Here is a 17,889-nt window from a genome sequence, read left to right on the forward strand (position 1 = left end):
TCATGATCATAAAGTATCTGACACATCCGAATCCAGAATCATTAAGAAAGGCCTTCGAAGGTTGTCAGGAACTCACGTATTCAAAGGATGAATTTTTATTTCATGGTGGCGATCCAGTTGGTTACATGGATCTATTAGTGACAGGTGACCTTCAGGTATTCAAATATGATGGGAATATGAATGAAGTTACTTTAACTTTCTTTCGCCCTGTTAGTATCATCGCAGAATGGGCCGTCATCCAAGGAATTCCTTACCCAGCTTCAGGAAGATTTACCAAAACAAGTACGATTTTAAGAATGCCTCTTTCCGAAGTGCAAACACGCATACATAAAAATATTGAGCTAAACCATATTCTCATGCACTCGCTAATGAATAAAATTGATACATTAAATTTAGCGATCAATCGCGGATTAACAATGGATGCGATGCAAAGGGTAGCACATTTTTTATTTTACGGAACGCCTGATTCTCTGGCATTAAAACAAACGCAAATGGCCTCCCTTCTCTATCTAAGACCAGAAACTTTTTCTAGAATTCTCAAACAATTAAAAGATCAGGGTCTCATTGATAACCAAAAAGGAGAAATATCCATTTTAGACAAAGAAGGTTTGCTTAAAATTTTGGCTTAGTTCTTGATTTGAATCAATGAAATGATTCTAATTTCCAATAGGATCAAATCATGAAGACTTCTTTTTTTCAGTGGAGTTTATGGAATACAGCATTCCGGCCATTTTTTTGGTTCGGATCGGTGTACGGCATTTTAGTAATCGGATTTTGGTTATTAATTCTATCAAATGCGATTACGAATCCCATTCAAATTAACTCGATTCATTGGCATTCTTATGAAATGGTATTTGGATTTTCCAAAGCAATAGTCCTCGGATTCCTTTTTACGGCAGTTCAAAACTGGACTAACTCAAGTATCATAAAAGGTAAAAATCTATTTTTCCTTCTTCTCTTTTGGACTTTAGGAAGATTTTCTATGTATCCGCTGGGGATTGTTTCTTATTTATCTTTTGGTTTAGATATTAGTTCCGACTTAATGGTCATCCTTTTACTTTATCCCAAACTTACAGTGCCTACCCAAAAACACAATCGTCCTATTCTTTATCATTACGGATTATTTTCAGTATTTCACTTGTTAGCTGGTATCGCTGCACGGTCTGTATTAAATTCAGAAATGACTTTATTGTATATTCATCTAAGTATTTTTGTAATTCTATTTCTCATTTTGATTATTGGCGGACGAGTTGTTCCTTTCTTTACAGGTGTTGTCATACAAGGATATTCATTCAAACGAATGCCAAAACTAGAAACGGTTATCCTATATTTGCCATTTGTATTTTATGTTTCCAAATTGATCCAGGGTAATTTAGTCAATAGTGAGTCCATACACTTGGATATTGCGAATTTGAATCTTTCCAGTTTAATACTTATCACAACTTTTTTAGTTAGTTTTACTTTGTTTGTTACCAATCTGATTCGATACGTTTCATGGAAACCTTGGAGATCATACAAAAAACCAATTCTTTGGATTTTGTATACTGGTTACTTCTGGGTCTGTTTAGGATTTTTATTGTATAGCCTCGCGTATTTAGGCTTCTTTCCCGTATCATCTGCGATTCACAGTTTGACTGTTGGAGGTATCGGAGTTTTTATCTATGGGATGATCACTCGTGTGAGTTTAGGCCATACAGGAAGGAGCATTGTTGCATCTCCTCTCACTGTAGGTGCTTATGTTATATTAAATTTTGCGGTGCTTGTCCGAGTATTTTTTCCACTTTTTGGAAAATACACCTGGGCCTTCCATTTATCAGGGATTTGTTGGATCTTAGCGTTTAGTTTGTTTATTTTTCAATACACAAAAATTTTGTTTAGCCCAAGACCAGACGGAAAACCAGCTTAAAGTTTTAGATTTTATACCCGGATGGCTCTTCGAAAAAACTCTTGGAGTGAATCGAGGAGCCTTTCTGGATGAAACAACATTTGGTAACTTGCATTTCTCATCATCGCCGGGATGGTTGGTTTTTCTTCTGTTCCAATGGCTAACGTATACACTTGAATTCCATTTAACAAACATTCACCGACAGCCTTATTCACATCTTCGATTCCGTATTTTCCTTCATATTTATCATAGTCATTGGGACGTGCATCAGTAATGAGGATGATCCACTTTTGTTTAAAAGAAGTATATTTTAAAATAGAATTGATATGGCGTAAAGACGGACCAACACGAGTGTATCCAATCGGAGAAAGTGCACCCAAACGGTCACGAGAACTCTGCCAAGATTCTGATAACTGTTTTAAATGGATCAATTGATTAAAATTGCGAGTTCTAGAATAAAATCCAGCAATTCCAAATGGAATTTTTAAATCTTCCAAACATTCAGAGAACAAAAGTAAACTTTCTCTTTCTACATCTAATACTCTTTTTTCTTGAATCCACGAATCAGTAGACAAACTCAAATCTACCAAAAAGTATAAAACCATATCGGAAACATCGCGAATTGGGTTCATATAAATTGATTCTGATGGACTAATTTTAGCTTTGATATCCGCATAACGATCTACAAGTGCATCTAAATCAATATCATCTCCCGATACCAAACGTTTTTTGATTCGTGTTTGGTTTAAGAGTGCCATCATTTTCTTTTTTAATTGGGTCAAAGTAGAATGTTGTTTTTCTAATACATGTTTTGTGTAAGAAATATCTTTTTGGTTGGGAAATTCCTCTACAACATTGCAATAGTTAGGTTTATAGTTTTTAAATTTATAGTCCCACTCAGGATAGGAAAAACGATTTCCCAAAATTTTTTCGTCTAAAATTTCCAGAGTTGTTCCGGCTCCGGACTCACTACTTCGAGTGGTATGCACAGGATCTTCTGTACGAATGATATGTTTTAAGTTTAACTCTTGTAGTGCTTCCTCTTCCTCCATATCTTCTTCGCCATCAATGTCACGCCATTGCCCATCAAACTCTTCTACCGTTTCTATTTTTTCAAAATTATGACCTAACGTATATTCTTCGATTTTTTTCTCATCGACTTCCAAAACCTCAGCATCACTTGGATCTAATTTTTGTTTGGATTCTTTGGATTTTATTTTTTGTTTATCGGTTTTCGAAATAAAATCTTTTCCTGTGGGAAACTCATGTTTCAAATTGGAAATGGCAGAGGATGTATCCGTGATTAGTTTCTTTATTTTTAGGTGTTGGACTGGATCTTTTTTTCTTATTGTTAATCTCTCTTGTCGAATCTCCTTCCAATCACTCCGAATACCCTGAAATTCTTTGATAAACTTTCGAAACTGATAAAAGAAAGTTTCTTTTGAATGGGAAGTTACTTCATTAATTTTTTTTAAATCTAAAGACTGGTTTATTTTAACTTCTTTACCATTAAAAAGAAATGCTAAATACGCAAGATAGATACGTACAAATTTTTTAGAAATAGACTCTGATAGAAACCAATGTATTTCTACTGGAAATTTTAAATAATTTGGACCAAACGTGACCGATTCTCCACCAAGAATCAAAATTGTAGGTTCTTTTTTTAATGTTTGTAAATAACGAAGAACCCGAACTTCTTCCAACCCCATTTGATACGCATAATATGGATTTGGTGGAGTTAATTTTTTACGAATCTTTTTCCAAAGTTTATGACCTTGGAAGAATACAAACTGATCCCATTCCAAATCTGTACCCTAAAAAATCAGATCAAAACTATCTTGCAAAGCAGTGACAGTATCCAAATCATCAGAGAGTGGTAAAATAATCGCAGTCCTTCCCGCTAAGCGAGCCGGTAAACCTTTTGCCATTAATTTTGCACAAGATACGAGTAACCTGGTCGAAACAGTCTCTGCCAAACCTAACTCTGGCTTATTTCTTACCAATCCTGCAAATTGCACTAATTTCTTTGAGACAGAATCACTAATTCCCGTTTCTCCCACGATGATTTTTTCCTCTACAGATGCCTTCGGATAAGGGAAGTCCATTCCGAGAAATCGTTGTTTTGTGGAAGGTTTTAATTCCTTAAATCCTCTCTGGTATCCTGGGTTATAAGATGCTACGAGTAAAAAATCAGGATGTGCATGGATTTCTTCGTTTTTTCTTTCTAAAAATAGAGTACGGCGATGGTCGGTTAAGGAGTGAATGGTTACAAGAGTGTCAGGTCTTGCTTCTGCCACTTCATCTAAATAAACAATGGCTCCTTCTTTGACTCCTGTTGTTAAAGGTCCATCCATCCAAATGGTATCAGCACCTTTGACTAAAAATCTTCCGACTAAATCTACAGAAGATGTTTCATCGTTACATAAAATTGTGATGAGTCTACGGCCTAAGGTATGAGCCATATACTCCAAAAATCGAGACTTACCGGATCCAGTAGGACCTTTCAACAAAAGCGGCAGAGAATTCTCTGCCGCCATTTGAAAGATTTCTATTTCCTTACCGATTGGTTCGTAATAGGGCGCTTTCTTCGTTAACATAGATTATTCGAGATCACCTGCATTTTTTCCTACAGCTTCATCGGATGGAAGACCATGTCGAATGAAATCCACGATAAAGTAAGTGATCCCTACCGTAAATAGTGTGGCAGCCAGTAACATTCCAATAAAGTGGAATATAATTTCTTTCTGAACCACGAGGAAGTCCATTCCTAATTTACGTTCTAAATACACTTGAGTGATACCGGCAACCGCGAGTGCACCAGTCATACCTAACATTCCAATATTGGATGCCCAAAATGCCAAATAACCTGACATTCCAGTAAACAGTTTTCTTCCGGTTAGGTTTGGCATTGCATAGGAAATCACAGCTAACACTAACATAGCGTAGGCTCCCCAGAATGCAAGGTGTCCATGCATTGCAGTGATGAGAGTTCCATGAGTCCATTGGTTTACGGAAGGCCATGTATGAGCAAAACCTAAAAATCCAGCACCAATAAAAGACATCATGGCACTGCCCAAAGTCCAATAGAGCGCAATTTTATTAGGATGGTTTTTTCCTTTTTTGCGATACATATTGAGAGCCCAGATTGCCATTCCAAGAAAAGCAAGTGGTTCCAAAGCAGAAAAAATTCCACCCACCATAAGCCAATACTTAGGAGTTCCAATCCAGTAGTAGTGGTGGCCTGTTCCAAGAATTCCTGAAAGGAAAGTTAAACCAACAACTACATACAACCATTTTTCGATTACTTCTCTATCCACACCAGTGAGTTTGATGAGTAAAAAAGCAAGGATACCACCCATAATGAGTTCCCATACTCCTTCTACCCAAAGATGAACTACCCACCAACGAAAATAAGAATCGAGTGTTTGGTTATCGAAGTAAATCATACCGGGAAGGTATAATAACGCAGCACATAACAATCCAAAGAAGAGAACTAGTTGTGTTGTACTTCTTTTTTTTGCCTGCCAGATCGTCATAGCGATGTTAAACAAAAATGTTAAAACATTCACAACAACCAAATAGTCAAGTGGTCTTGGAATTTCTAAGAATTTACGACCTTCCCACCAATTGAAGTGAAATCCGATAATGGCGACCACTCCCACAACAACCCAAGAAAGAAGTTGAATATAGGCAAGTTTTACACTATACAACTCTCTATCAGATTCTTCAGGAATAATGTAATAAGCAGCTCCCATAAAACCAGTTAACAACCATACAACTAGTAAATTTGTATGTGTTGCACGAGCCGTATTAAATGGAATATAGTCATGTAACCCATCAAAACCGATGCGAGCAAAACCCATAATAAAGCCATATACGATTTGTAAAGATAAGAGTAACATACAAGTTGCAAAGAACCAATATGCGACCTTTTGTGATTGGAATCTCATTGTTTCTCCTTATTTCAGCGAAGAAAGATAAGTTACTATATCTTTTCTTTCTGGATCAGTTAACGGCAACTTTGGCATATTTGTTCCCGGTTTGATGGCTTGTGGATCTGACAACCAACGATTGAGGTAATCGGCATCGAACTTGGTACCTACATGATCAAGTGCAGGACCAACATTTCCACCCTTTCCACCTACTGCGTGACAGGCGACACAAAGCTGAGAAAACTTTTCAGGTTGAGGCAAAGCAACTGCACTGGAACTTGCCTTTGGGGCAGGAGGAGTTGCAATCGAATCAATGGGAATATTTGGTTTCGGTGGCCATCCATTGGCATCAATTTTACCTACCCAATCAAGAAACGCAATGACCTGTGTTTTTTCTTCCTTAGTGAAGTTATACTTCACCATCTTTCGTTCTCCTGGAAACATCGCTTGCGGATCGTCTAAAAAGACATCAATCCAAGTTGCTCCTCTTCTTTCGACAACCTTTGTTAGGTCTGGTGCATAATAGGCACCTTCACCTAACAAAGTATGGCAACCCATACAATTGTTTTTTTCCCAAATTTCCTTTCCCTTCAAAACATCAGCGGTCATGTTTTGTGCATTGGTTCGGGAATCGTTTTGTCGCAAGGTATCCACAGTGAGAAACACAAAGATAGCACTGAACAAAAAGGTGCCTCCCAAAAAGAACGCCCTGGCTTGCGATTTTGATAGCATCCTTGCCTCCTAATTTCAATTTTTTGAATTGTAGGTGCAGATTTTAGTTTCGGCATTGATTTATATCAAGTACGAATTTGAATTTTTCTAATAACATAATGAATGAATATAAGAACAGTGGTTAATTGACACTTAGAATCAATCTTTTGTATCGAGAACTATGTTCATGGAAAAAATAAAGTACAGATTGTCCCAATTTTAAAGGAAAACCCTAACAGCAGCGAATGTGCGATGATAATTTATAAAATTAAAGCAATTGAATATTCGATTATTTGTAAATATTATTCACAAAGGAGATTTTCATGCAAGAAAACAAAATAGAAACCAACGATTCTTTATGGTACCCACCCGGTGGAATCCTCATTTGGATGATTGTCCTTGTCGAAGTTCTGACATTTAGTTTAGGAATTGGTTCCTTGTTATATGATAAGGCAAAGGATCTCAACACTTTTACATTTATGCAGTCACACTTAAACAAAACATTTGCGTTTTGGAATACAGTCTTTTTACTCACTAGTGGGTTTTGTATCGCAACTGCTGTTTATTACAGAACCAAAAACAATATTAATTTTTTTACAATTTTTCTATTAGCATCTATTCTCTTTGGATTTGCTTTTCTTTTTCTTAAATTCTATGAGTTCCGTGAAAAGTGGTTATTGGGTTTTGGTCTAGAAACCAGTCAGTTTTTTAGTTATTATTGGTTACTCACAGGATTCCATTATCTTCATGTAGTTGTAGGTGTGATTATTTTATTTATCATTTATTTGGGTCGCAAAACCATCTCCGTTGATAACCTGGAAGCAGGTGCTGTGTTTTGGCATATGTGCGATTTGATTTGGTTATTACTGTATCCGGCTTTGTATTTAATTCAATAGGAGGTTCCTGATGAAATCGATTTTATTTACTTATTTAATTCTTTTGGGAATTGTTTATTATTCATTTTTTGGAATGGGTTCTACCATACCTGGAACTTGGAATTTAATTCTATTTAGTGCGATCAAATTTCTTTTGATTTGTTTTGTTTTTATGAATTTGAAAGTGGCTCACCTATTTTGGAAGGTGGCCTTTCCTATTCTCATTGGAATTTATTCCGTTAGTATTTTGTTACTGACTTAAAAATGATCCCAGATGGGAAAGAGATGTGGTTTCTGCGGGATATTTCCTGGACGGTTTAAAATCACCACATCCATTCCTATTGCCTTTGCTGCCTCCGCTTCTTCCACGATATCGGTAAAAAAACGAATTTGGTCAGGGGATGACTTTAGTTCTTTAGCAATGTTTTCATAACTAGCTTTTTCTCTTTTTCCACCTACTGCTGTATCGAAATAAGATTCAAAATAAATTCGAAGGTCACCTAACTCGGAATACTGATAAATCAAAATTTGTGCTTCCACAGAACCTGAGGAATACACATGATTTTTGATTCCCGATTCCTTTGCTTTTTTTAAAAAACCAGGAACATCTGGATATACAATACTTTTGATTTCCCCAGATTCATAACCTTCTTTCCAAATTTTACCTTGGATTTCTTTTAAAGGGCCAAACTTTCGATCTTTCTCAATTAAATATTCGAAGTAAGAAGAAATGAGATCCTTTGTAAATGGAATCGTTTCCATTTTTGTATGAGAATTTGACTTTGAAAATCTTGATAAAAAACTTTCCTCACGAAGGGCCGAATCCTTCTCAAATTCAGATTGGATTTCCTTTCGTTGTAATTCCGAAAACTGGAAGTCTTTTAAAAAACGACTTATGTGTTTTTTAGCATAAGGAAAAAGGACCTGATGGACAAAGGCAATTGGTGCCGTTGTCCCTTCAATGTCGAGTAAGTTGTGTTTAATATTCATCTATACCAAAATGATAAAAAAATTATGTCTTTGAAACATTTTGTTTCATCAGCTGCAGCATTCTATTTTCATCTTTTTCATAATTAAACAAAATCAGTAACCATGCCAATGCACATGGAACCCAAAATAGAATGGATATCGAGAGAGCAAGACCTCGATCCGGAGTTAATCCTAAAATCACTGCAGACATCACAGGTCCAAGACCTTTTCCTAAATCATCTGTTAGGTTATAGATAGAAAAAATAGCACTTCTTGATTTTGGTTCGTTTACATTGAGTAACACCGCACGTACGTTAGGTCCTGTGATCGAAATCATAATTCCTGTAAAAATATTCAGTGCAATGAAAAGGCCCATATAGGGAACGATATCGAATGAATACAGCAGCATGATGGCAGGGAATACACCAAAAAAAGTGGTACCGATACAAAGTAGTGGTTGGTATGTTTTTTTGATATTGTATAAAATTTGACCAAGCACTCCACCAAAGAAAGTTCCTATAAAAATTCCTACTGCCGCAAAAGTAATCATACCAGCAGAAATTTCTTTAGAAAGATGGTAGGTGTGTTCGTAATAATCTGCCAAATAAACAAAAAACACACCCCAAGGAATACAACCTGGTAGGCCTTGTAAAAAGGCACCTAAGTTGGTTTTACTTTCAAAGAGTAATTTAAAATCTTTTAAACTTATTTTATGTGATAACTCATCGCTGGAAACACCTTCTGCTCCACCACGTTTTGGTTCTTTACAAAAGAATAAATAAATGCCAGCAAAAACAAAGGAAGGAGCTGACATATAAATAAAAGAAGCACGCCATCCGTTGATGGGATCGGCCCCACCTAAAATTCCACCTAGTAATTGTCCAACCCCTACACCAAGGCCCATCGCCAAAGACACATAACCAGTGGCAATCGCCCTAGATTTGCTAGAAAAATAATCTCCAATCAAACTAAAGAGAAGAGGAAAAATTCCACCAAGACCAAAACCGCATAACGTTCGTAAAACTAAAAATTGGTCATAAGTTTCAACGTATGCAGTTAAAAAACATGGAATTTCGCCAAGTAGGACAGTGGCGAGAAGTAAGTTCTTTCGTGAGAAAGTCTGAGAAAGGTATCCCATTGACAATGAGACAGCACCACCCAAAATAAAGAACAAAACAGGAATGATACCACCTAATTTCCAATCGACTTCGTTGGGGTCAGTGATGCCCAAGGAAGCACCAATATTTTTCATATTCGGTGCAATTAGGTTTTGATCACCAAACAAAAAGAAGGCCATTCCCAGGATGACCCAAAATGCTAAAATACCCCTTGCCCCATGATCTGCAAGTTCGGCGAGGCCAAAAAATCGCAGATAGGTTGTTTCTCGTTTTGTTTGTTTTTGGTTCATGGATTGTTTTTCCTTTCTCTTTGTTTTCGATAGACAAAAATAAATGAGAGCGTAAATAAAAATCCAAGAAACCCAATCACCGCAAAAAGGGAAAGATCCCAACTTGTCAGTATGGAACCGTTCCAGATTTCTGGATTTGGATTATTGGAAATGGTGGGAAGTGGTTTTCCACCGGAAAAAGTAAAATTTACATTTGTTCCAAAACTTAATGAACTTAATACATAAGCACTGAGGCCAGGGGGAACATCTTTATCTATTTTGGTGACAGGAGTTTCAGATCCAGTTTTGATTTCCATATCTTGTGGTTTGACAAAAATAGGGAATTTTCCATTTTCAGATTCAATTAACATTCGTTCGCTGAAAGAATCTAAGTTGTTAGGAATAAAATAGGAAACTTGCATTTCCGAAACACCAGGAAGAATGGCACGGTCAAGTAATCTTCCTCCGTTTGGTCCTTCCGGGATTCCTAAAGGAATAGCCATCTTACTTCCTGGTTGTTGGATTTGGGCCAAAATCTCTGTAGCTTCCGCTGCCACAGAATATTCTAAAGGAGAAACTTTCGAATCATAAGATTTAGGAGGTTTACTTGAGTTATCAATTAAGAATAATTTAAAGACTCGTAATCCTTTTTTTTCTCGCATAACCTGCATTAAACTTTTAATAGTTACCTGTTTTCGTTCTGCACCCGTGTCATAAACCAAAACTTCTTGCGGAGAAGTACGAAACTTAGTAGTAGGCGGAATCATTTTATTATAATTTACGCCTTGGTATTGGATTTGCAAAAGGATAGGTGCTCCCTCTGGTAAATCCATTTCTGGAAAACGAAATTTACCGGACTGTACTCCAATGTCTGCTAAAGGAACCATAGCTCCTTGCAAAGCAAGCATACGAATGGAATCAGCTTTTCCAGGTCCACCGGTGGTTCCATTTTGTATAGTTCCAAAAATGGAAAGTTTTTCCGCATAACTTGCGCTTGAGAGAAAAATAAGAATTAAAATTGGGAAAAGATAGCTACGAAACATTTTGATACTTTTTCTCTTTCTTTCGATTCCAATCCAAGTGAAAAAACGATAGTTTTTAAAAATTTAGAGGCGACAATAGAGGGTACTGGACATAATGTTTTAGATAGGAAAGGAAAGCCCGGCTACATGAAGCAATTGAGCGAAATCGTTCACAATTCCTCAAAAGATGAGAGGGATATACTACTAGAATACCAAAATATCGATGTTTCCAAGCTAGAAACTCTAAATGTTTTGGGAATTCCCATCGACAACGTCACTACCGACGAAGCCATAGCCAAACTCTTTCGCGTGCTTGAGAAAAAAGAAGGCATGCACCATGTACTATTTTTAGATCCGATTAAACTGATGAGGATGCGTCCGAAAAAGTCCCTACACCGCATTGCTGAAAAAGCAGGAACCATTTTGGTAGAAGGGGCGGGAATTGGTTGGATGACCTCAGGTAGACTCAAAGAACGTGTCACTCCGATTGCTGTGATGATGGACCTGATTCGTTTGGCGGAACTCAAAGAATTCACTGCCTTTATCTTTGGAGCTAAAGACGAAATTGTAGAACGTATTTATTTTAACCTCACTAGGCATTTTCCAAAAGTAAGGATTGTAGGAAGGCACGCAGGCCATCTCGATCGCCAAAGGGAAATGCGAGTTAAAGAAGCCATACGTAAAACCGGTCCCGATATCATTTTTCTTGCGATGGATTTTCCAAATCAAGAAATTTGGATCGAAAACAACACTGGATACTTTGGTAAAGCTGTTGTGATTGGTGTAGGCGGCGCCTTAGATATGTTATCTGGTGCTGACAAAAAAGCACCAGAATGGTTTAAAGAGAGAGGACTCATCTGGCTTTGGAGGATCATCGCAAGACCTTACCGAATCCAAAGGATGTGGGAAACTTTCTATTTCTTTCTACTCGGGATCCGCGAACGATTTCGCAAACATTAATTCAAAATACAAATTTAGAACAAACCCATCTCGGAGGATAGAATGCATCTATCCTCCTCTCATCAAATTCTCGCAAATTTCTTAGAATCTATTTTTTAATTTGGTCTAATCGATCTAGTGTTGGTGCCAACCAATCCTCGAGGAGTGGTTCGCGGTCAAGTTTGGCCCGAGCAAATACCAAATCTTTGTTAGAGTTTGCAATCTCACTCACAGATCCAATTTTACGAGCCGTTTCCATTGCCTTCCAGTAGTATTTGAGGGCATTGATGGAATCTTGTTTTTTCTCATACACAGCCCCAATATTATTATAAAGAGCCGTTAAAGTTTCGTATACTTCTCTATGATCAGAGTTTTCGGTATCGATTCGACCCAAACTTTGTTCTTTGAGTTCAAAATCATCCTTTAACTTTAGATAGTTGCCTAGAGCAGCATTGTACTGTCTTGTATAATAGAATGCATTCCCTTTTCCAAAAAGTAAGGTTGCGTTATTATAAATATCTTCTTCAGGAAGTTCGGCCCAAAAATCTAAACTTTGTGCAAAGTCTCCATGATTGTAATCGATCCAACCCAAATAATAATAACATTCTCTCACAATCTTAGGATCTTTGGAGATGTCTCGTTCCAGGGCTGCAAGGAAAGATTCACGAGCCATAAAAAGTCCGTTTCTTCTTTCTTTTTCTTCATAAGAAAGGGTTCCAATGCTACGCTCAGGATAGATTTTTTTACCAGGGAACTCTCGTATATTGTCTGTTACGTTAATGCCTGCAGCTTCTAAAAATTGGATTTTACCTAAGTTAAACGAAATCCTTCCCGGGCTTCCTTCGAGTAAGGTTTCATCCTCATCTCTTTCTCCAAGTCGATCTCTATAATTTTGGTAACGGTCATCGGCTTCTCTAAGTAGTTTGACGGCCTCATCATAATTTTCCGTTTGGATATAGTATTCTGCCATAAGAAGCACTGCTAAATAATGGCGAATGTCATAGGTTGATGCCAATTCCAATTGTTTTAGGGCACGAGCTGCCTCTTCTTTTTTGAAATAGAATCTAGCTCTTTGGTAATACCCTTCTGCAAATTTAGATCCACCCTCTTTGCCATAGGCAATGTTTAGAAGGTATTCCACATTATCATCAATTTCCATCCCTGTGACTTGGTCTTCAGGGTTGATATTGTATTTGATTCGAACTTCTTCAGAATCCAAATCAATATAAAAGGAGGCAAGTTTTGCAAGTACAAAGAGCGAAAGTTCATCTTCAATGTTGAGAGCATTCCGAACCTGTCTGTGGTGGTTGAGCACATACTGAGGATTTTTATCACGTTTCCACATTTCGATGTAGGTTGATAGAATTCCACCATGTCCAATCGCATTTTTCGGATACTTTTCAATGATATCGTTATAGTATTTAACAGCTGTTCCAAACTCTTGTTTGTTGTAAAATATCTTGGCGATTCCAGCAATCGCATCTACGTTATCAGGATCTCCCCCATCGGTAAACACTCGTTTGAAGTATTCTATCGCAAGGTGATCGTTTTTATATTTTTTGCGATTACTTCCCGGTGGAACTTCTATAAAATCCTTTCTATGGAAAGAGTGAAAGGTTCCAAGGGCAATGTAAGTATCTATGTCGTGAATGTTGTATTTTAGGCGAGAAGCAATGTAGGCACCCGCTTTTAAAACCTTTCTTGGAACTTTATCTTGTGAGGTAAGGTAAAAAGATAGTTCCGGTAACGGCCGTCTTCCAGCAGTTTCGACACCTGCATCATTCCATTCTGTTTTTTTCGCAAAACTAATGTTTGGTACTTCTTTTCTATTTTCCCATGCTCTTTTGTGTTCCTTATCTTCTGGTTCATACCCAAAATCAGGTTCCACTTTCCCAAAACATTTTTCAAAGGCTCTTTCATACTGACCGGCTTTGGTATAAGCAATACAATATTTATTCAAAAATTCTAAGTTATGTGGGAAAATTTCTTCCCCTTTGATAAAATAATTTTCTGCGTCGGCTAGCAGTTTTTTCTTTTCTAAAGCATCAGTTTCATAACTAAACTCTTCAATTTTTTCAAGACCAAGTGCGTATTGTGCTTTTGCACGATAGGGAACAATCACATATTTCCAAAGTGTCACAATTCCAAAGACAAGAAATACGGCAGCGGCAGAAGAAAGAATGGTTCTACGAACTAACTCTCGTTTGCGGGCAGCACCTTCTTTGGTGTAAGCATCGCGACTGGCAATGATGGGAACACCATCTGCAGCAAACTTTCCAGTGGAGTCACTGAGTTCGACTCGTTCTCCCAGAAGGCCACTTAAGTAACTAGCAATGTCCTCTGGTTTTTGTTGTGCCTTAATGAGCTCTATGATTTCTTTTTGATTACGAACCGGAATCCTTTGGTTCACAATCGTATCAATGATGGTACGTCTTAGTTTCGGCGGGTAACGAAGTAATTCGGATTGAATCACCGCCAACTCTTCATCAGTTAAGTTGGCTTCGAGTGATTCTTCTGGTTCTTCTTCTTTACCGAGAGACATGAGGTCTTCCTCAAATCCCCCTGGCCCATCAGAACCAAAATCATCCATCGTAGAAACTGGCATATCATCAATCGATGGTGCCAAATCGTCAAAAGAAGGTGCGCCTAAATCATCATCCAAACTTGGTGGTTCCATACCCACACCCAAGTCACCGAATGGATCATCAAATCCACCACCTATGTCGGCAGGTTCATTGTCTCTGGAAGGAGTCGAAGGACCTTCCTCCCCACCTAAACTAGCAAATGGATCATCACCAAAACTTTCTGTAGCAGCAGGTGTCGAACCCATATCTGCGAATGGATCGTCACCAAAAGAAGTATCTCCACCAGCACCCGGAGTGGAAATATCACCAAACGGATCATCGGCGGAACCTGAACCAGTAGAAGGACTTTCCTCTCCACCTAAACTAGCAAATGGGTCATCACCAAAACTCTCTGTCGCGGCTGGGGTCGAACCCATATCCGCAAATGGATCATCACCAGTGGCAGGGTTATCGCCACCACCAAAATCAAAATCATCTCCTGCAGGAGCCTCTTCTTCCGATCCACTATCAAAACCAGCAAACAGGTCTTCGTCGGTGGCCTGTGGTGTATCCTCTCCACCTAAATTGGCAAAGGGATCATCCCCTATGTCAGGGGCCGGTTTGTCCTCTAAGGGAGCTTCATCAATGGCATCTAAATTAGCAAATGGATCATCACCAAAACTTTCGGTAGGACTGGAACCCATATCAGAAAAAGGATCCGCCTCTTCCGGCGTACCTGAATCTGAGGCAAATGGATCGGCTTCGTCTGGAGTTGTTACAGGTGCATCAAAATCAAAATCGTCAGCAGCAGGTGTTGGAGTGGGTTTTGGGCCGTCCTCACCTAAAAGTTCATCTAAATCAATGCCGTCGTCTTCTTCTGCTTCGCGGTTGGGGAGTTTGGGAGGACCAAAATCATCGTCCTCATCGAGTCCAGTAAATGGATCGTTTGCGTCTGTATCACCTGCCCCTTCGTTATCAAAATCATCGAAGGCAGATTCAGGATCTTCCTCTCCTTCCGGTTCTGGCTCAGAAGGCGCAATGGGATTTGTATATCCCAGTTTCTCACGTAAAACCTTCGCCATCGGATTCAATTCTTCCGATGAAAGCGGATTTTTATTGAGAGCCGAAAACATCGTCTCGATTTGTTTAATTTCTTCCGGACTCAATTTGTCTATCGGCTCAGCCATTTGAAGGTCTATTCCTAATGAATTATCGGCCCCTTCTGAAAATGACAGAATATTTTTTTTATTATGTCAGATGGTTCCTTTGGAAAAAAACCTTTCACTCTCTTTTTTCAATTCTGCCGAAAATTATCTAGAAGGACAATTTACGACCAAACGACTATGATGAAATTGAAATCCGTTCGTATCGCCATCATTTTACTCTTTTTTACTGGAATCGGAATCTTCGCCGAGGAAGGAATGGATTGGATTGGAAGTTTTTCCTCAAAAGAACTGGAAATGTCTGATGAAACGGAAGACCAGGATACAGTTTATTATCTTTGGCAGTTGGAAAGCCTCAAAAAAAATATCGCGCCACGTTACATTCGTTATCTCGATGTAGAATCCTATGTTTCTTCAGGCAAACTCATTCACCGTGGTATCCTTTTTACTTACAATGGACTCCGTGACGAATCGGTAGAAATCTGCGGAAGTTTTAATAACTGGGAATGTTCCGATATGAAACGGAACCAATACGGAATTTATTATACTGTGATTGAACCCACTCAAATCACTGATACTTATGAAGATGATCCAATTTACGAATATAAGTTCCGAGTGAATGGGCTTCTCACCTACGATCCAGAAAACTTTGATAAGGTGGAAGATGGGTCAGGTTCTTACTATTCCCGTTTTATTTTAGATGGGAAAGATACCGATCGCCAAACAAAAACAATGGTTTTGGAAGATTCTGCAAACGAAGAAAGGGATTTACGAACTGTAAAATTTCAAATTTATTTGCCCAATGCAGAAGTTGTAAGAGTGGTAGGAAATTTTAATGATTGGAACCCTGAACATGATTTTCTAAAGAAAGATCGAAAGGGTGTGTTTACTCTGGAAAAAAAATTATTACCCGGTGAATACCACTACCAATTTATCGTCGATGGAGAGTATATGTTGGACACTTACAATCCAACTACCAATATCAAAGTGGATACCAATGAATCGGTTTCTTCACTACTCGTTCCAGAAAGAAATTTTGCATTAGAACGTAAGATGTAAATTGTTTGATAGGTTGATTTAAAGTTAGATTTTAATTCTTGGGATTCAGTAAATATAGGTTTTGATTTTTAATTTACTTCTCTAAAGTGGCAGTCATAGAACCTTTAGAGGAACTCATACGAGGGTCAGGTCCATAGTTTAAGATCCGTTCGTGGACAAATTCTGCATGTTCTAATTCACCAGTAAACACTATGGTTTTTTTTCTGGTGTCCACTTCGACCGCATGTTGGAAAGCTTTTTCCCAAGGCATCTGACAAACATCCATTAACATTTCGATCACATATTCGTAAGTATGAAAATCATCGTCCCAAAGGACCACCTTCCAAGGCCCATCATTCAGACGGGGCCTAATTTCGGTTTCTTCTAAAATGGAAGGTTGGGAAGCTCCCATGTTGGTCATAACCCAACCATAACCTTATTTTTTCTTTTTGGAAATAGCGATTTCTGCGTGAGAAACTACGTCTTTGGCACGGAGACCGAAGTAGTCGAGTAAACCACTCCAAGTTCCTGACTTTCCAAATGTATCTTTCATTCCTACTTTGATCACGGGAACAGGATATTCTTCTGAAAGCAGTTCTGAAACAGCGGAACCAAGACCACCCACTACATTGTGTTCTTCACAAGTAACAATCGCACCACATTCTTTTGCTTTGGCGATAATAGCATCTTTGTCCAAAGGTTTGATGGTTGCCATATTGAGAAGGCTTGCATGAATTCCCTTTTCTTTTAATAGTCCCACTGCCGTCATGGCTTCGTTTACCATCACACCATTGGCAATGATACAAACATCTTTTCCCTCAGAAATGACTTCTGCTTTACCGATTTGGAATTTATAGTTTTCTCTTTCGATGACGGGAATGGCTGGTCGGCCAACCCTTACATAGACAGGACCATTGTAATCGGCAATCGCATGAATGACTTGTTTGGTTTCATTAAAATCAGAAGGACAAATCACAGTCATTTCAGGAATGACACGCATGATCGCAAAATCTTCGATACATTGGTGAGAAGCACCGTCTTCTCCCACAGTGATCCCACCATGAGAAGCAACGAGTTTCACGTTTAACTTTGGATAAACGACGCTATTGCGAACCACTTCCCAAGCTCTACCTGATAAAAACATGGCAAAACTGGAAGCAAAAGGTACGAACCCAGAAAGGGCAAGACCTGCCGCATGACCAACTAAGTTTTGTTCAGCGACACCTACGTTAAAAAAACGTTCAGGATATTTTTTTTTGAAGTCTGCAGTTTTAGTGGAACCAGAAAGATCGGCATCTAAAACCACAATATCTTGTCTAGATGCACCTAACTCAACTAAGGCTTCACCGTAGGCATCTCTTGTTGCTTTTTTGTCTGCTGTTGATTGGCTAGGTGCTCCCATAT

16 protein-coding genes are annotated in these 17,889 nt (G+C 38.3%); 6 read left to right on the forward strand and 10 right to left on the reverse strand.

The window, feature by feature from the left end; all coding sequences use genetic code 11:
- Positions 1-2: 2 nt before the first annotated feature.
- Positions 3-629, forward strand: coding sequence for a Crp/Fnr family transcriptional regulator (locus EHQ31_RS11375; RefSeq protein ID WP_135573634.1), 627 nt, complete (start codon positions 3-5; stop codon positions 627-629).
- A 50-nt stretch (positions 630-679) separates the two neighbouring features.
- Positions 680-1,906 (forward strand): NnrS family protein, encoded by a 1,227-nt coding sequence (locus EHQ31_RS11380; protein ID WP_135573632.1) that lies wholly within the window; start codon positions 680-682, stop codon positions 1,904-1,906.
- Positions 1,907-1,917: 11 nt separating this feature from the next.
- Here the strand turns inward: EHQ31_RS11380 and EHQ31_RS11385 are convergent, their stop codons facing one another.
- The 4 genes from EHQ31_RS11385 to EHQ31_RS11400 are packed head-to-tail and all read right to left on the reverse strand — an operon-like array spanning position 1,918 to position 6,549.
- Positions 1,918-3,690 (reverse strand): nitric oxide reductase activation protein NorD, encoded by a 1,773-nt coding sequence (locus EHQ31_RS11385; RefSeq protein WP_135573630.1) that lies wholly within the window; start codon positions 3,688-3,690, stop codon positions 1,918-1,920.
- A 9-nt stretch (positions 3,691-3,699) separates the two neighbouring features.
- The gene (locus tag EHQ31_RS11390; RefSeq protein ID WP_135573628.1) at positions 3,700-4,482 is read right to left on the reverse strand and encodes a CbbQ/NirQ/NorQ/GpvN family protein; all 783 of its coding nucleotides are present in this window, start codon (positions 4,480-4,482) and stop codon (positions 3,700-3,702) included.
- 3 nt (positions 4,483-4,485) lie between these two features.
- Positions 4,486-5,835 carry a cbb3-type cytochrome c oxidase subunit I gene (locus EHQ31_RS11395; protein WP_135573626.1) on the reverse strand — a complete coding sequence of 450 codons (1,350 nt, stop codon included), beginning with the start codon at positions 5,833-5,835 and terminating at the stop codon, positions 4,486-4,488.
- Positions 5,836-5,844: 9 nt separating this feature from the next.
- Complete coding sequence (locus EHQ31_RS11400) at positions 5,845-6,549, reverse strand: c-type cytochrome (RefSeq protein ID WP_135573624.1); 705 nt, start codon at positions 6,547-6,549, stop codon at positions 5,845-5,847.
- Positions 6,550-6,851: 302 nt separating this feature from the next.
- Between EHQ31_RS11400 and EHQ31_RS11405 the strand changes: the two genes are divergently transcribed.
- Both EHQ31_RS11405 and EHQ31_RS11410 read left to right on the forward strand, forming a co-directional pair.
- On the forward strand, positions 6,852-7,424 hold the full coding sequence (locus tag EHQ31_RS11405) for a cytochrome c oxidase subunit 3 (protein WP_135573622.1): 573 nt from the start codon (positions 6,852-6,854) through the stop codon (positions 7,422-7,424).
- A gap of 10 nt (positions 7,425-7,434) precedes the next feature.
- The gene (locus tag EHQ31_RS11410) at positions 7,435-7,665 is read left to right on the forward strand and encodes a prokaryotic cytochrome C oxidase subunit IV (protein ID WP_135573620.1); all 231 of its coding nucleotides are present in this window, start codon (positions 7,435-7,437) and stop codon (positions 7,663-7,665) included.
- On the opposite strand, the gene mtnC is transcribed toward EHQ31_RS11410, so the two are convergent.
- From mtnC to EHQ31_RS11425, 3 genes are read right to left on the reverse strand one after another with little or no spacing between them, the layout of a single operon-like run.
- Positions 7,662-8,393, reverse strand: a complete 732-nt coding sequence (mtnC, locus tag EHQ31_RS11415) for an acireductone synthase (RefSeq protein WP_135573618.1) — start codon at positions 8,391-8,393, stop codon at positions 7,662-7,664. The genes EHQ31_RS11410 and mtnC overlap by 4 nt on opposite strands.
- A gap of 22 nt (positions 8,394-8,415) precedes the next feature.
- Complete coding sequence (locus EHQ31_RS11420; RefSeq protein ID WP_135573616.1) at positions 8,416-9,780, reverse strand: MFS transporter; 1,365 nt, start codon at positions 9,778-9,780, stop codon at positions 8,416-8,418.
- Positions 9,777-10,802, reverse strand: a complete 1,026-nt coding sequence (locus EHQ31_RS11425) for a hypothetical protein (protein ID WP_135573614.1) — start codon at positions 10,800-10,802, stop codon at positions 9,777-9,779. Before EHQ31_RS11425 ends, EHQ31_RS11420 begins: the two co-directional genes overlap by 4 nt.
- 126 nt (positions 10,803-10,928) lie before the next feature.
- On the opposite strand from EHQ31_RS11425, the gene EHQ31_RS11430 reads away from it, so the two are divergent.
- Positions 10,929-11,741 (forward strand): WecB/TagA/CpsF family glycosyltransferase, encoded by an 813-nt coding sequence (locus tag EHQ31_RS11430; RefSeq protein ID WP_135573612.1) that lies wholly within the window; start codon positions 10,929-10,931, stop codon positions 11,739-11,741.
- Positions 11,742-11,829: 88 nt separating this feature from the next.
- Here EHQ31_RS11430 and EHQ31_RS11435 read toward each other — a convergent pair whose 3' ends face one another.
- Positions 11,830-15,471: a tetratricopeptide repeat protein gene (locus EHQ31_RS11435; protein ID WP_135573610.1), complete on the reverse strand. Its 3,642-nt coding sequence runs from the start codon at positions 15,469-15,471 to the stop codon at positions 11,830-11,832.
- Positions 15,472-15,627: 156 nt separating this feature from the next.
- Here EHQ31_RS11435 and EHQ31_RS11440 point away from each other — a divergent pair, with 156 nt between their 5' ends.
- The gene (locus EHQ31_RS11440) at positions 15,628-16,506 is read left to right on the forward strand and encodes a glycogen-binding domain-containing protein (protein WP_244247356.1); all 879 of its coding nucleotides are present in this window, start codon (positions 15,628-15,630) and stop codon (positions 16,504-16,506) included.
- 73 nt (positions 16,507-16,579) lie between these two features.
- Here the strand turns inward: EHQ31_RS11440 and EHQ31_RS11445 are convergent, their stop codons facing one another.
- Both EHQ31_RS11445 and EHQ31_RS11450 read right to left on the reverse strand, forming a co-directional pair.
- On the reverse strand, positions 16,580-16,906 hold the full coding sequence (locus tag EHQ31_RS11445) for an ATP-dependent Clp protease adaptor ClpS (RefSeq protein WP_135573608.1): 327 nt from the start codon (positions 16,904-16,906) through the stop codon (positions 16,580-16,582).
- Positions 16,907-16,921: 15 nt separating this feature from the next.
- Positions 16,922-17,887 carry a transketolase family protein gene (locus EHQ31_RS11450; protein ID WP_135573606.1) on the reverse strand — a complete coding sequence of 322 codons (966 nt, stop codon included), beginning with the start codon at positions 17,885-17,887 and terminating at the stop codon, positions 16,922-16,924.
- Between the last annotated feature and the right edge of the window lie 2 nt (positions 17,888-17,889).

This window comes from Leptospira montravelensis (genome assembly GCF_004770045.1).
GTDB lineage: Bacteria > Spirochaetota > Leptospiria > Leptospirales > Leptospiraceae > Leptospira_A > Leptospira_A montravelensis.